This is a genomic window from Virgisporangium ochraceum (assembly GCF_016863655.1).
In the GTDB taxonomy this organism is placed as follows: domain Bacteria; phylum Actinomycetota; class Actinomycetes; order Mycobacteriales; family Micromonosporaceae; genus Virgisporangium; species Virgisporangium ochraceum.
Genome location: NZ_BOPH01000188.1, coordinates 1 through 878, shown reverse-complemented (window position 1 = coordinate 878; position 878 = coordinate 1). Strand labels below are relative to the sequence as shown.

The window sequence follows — 878 nt, the reverse complement described above, 5'->3', positions numbered from 1 at the left end:
CCAGCTGCCGCCGACGGCGGTCTGGAACGTGGTGACCCACTGGTTGCCGGTGCCCGACCGGTGGTAGATGACCTCGAGCGTGCCGTCCTGGTTCTTCGTCACCGCCGGCGGACCCGCCGGCACGTACCCACCGGTCGGCAACGCACCACTTTCGATCATGGTGCCGTTCGGGTTGTCCTGCCGCCACCTCAGAACGTTCGACCGGGTGCTGGCGAACATCTCGATCCGACCGTCGTTGCCCCGGATCGCGGCCAGCCCGTCCTGCGTGTCCGCGCCGCCACCCATGTCGAACCAACTGCCGAAGCTGCCGTCGATGGCCGCCTGCCGCAGACCGCACACGCCGCCGCCGCCGTCCTTGATGAACACCCACAGGCTGCCGTCGGCGTCCTGCGCCGCCACCGGCGAACCCACCTGCGCCGGGTCACCACCGAACTGGATGTTCGGGCTGCTCAGGTCGGTCCACGACGACGGCCAACCACCGTCGAGGTTCTGCCGGATCGTCAGGATGCGGTGGTCGTTCTGCCGCCGCACGAACACCTGCAGCCGACCCCCGTCACTCGGGATCACGTTGACCGCACCGATCACCGGCCCACCCGTCGACGGCATCGCCTGCGGACCGGCCCACGAACCGTCGCCGTTCTGCCACACCGTGGCCAGCGCGCCGTTACGGATGAAGAACGCCTGCGGACGGCCGTCGGCCCGCACCGCCGACCACGCGGTACCCGTCGGCCACCGGTACTGCATCTTCTCCAGCCACGTCAACGGCGTGGCGAACGGGTCGTACCGGAAGAACGCGTTGAAGAACCGCGTCTTGTCCGCCGCCACCGTCGAGTTCAGGTTCCGCGGGCAGTCGTGGATGTTGTAGTCACGGTACGGGA

General features: G+C 68.9%; 1 protein-coding gene. It reads right to left on the bottom strand.

From position 1 onward, the window contains the following. A partial coding sequence (locus tag Voc01_RS52620) for a DUF8189 domain-containing protein (RefSeq protein ID WP_275423847.1) occupies positions 1 to 878 on the bottom strand: 878 nt, incomplete at both ends.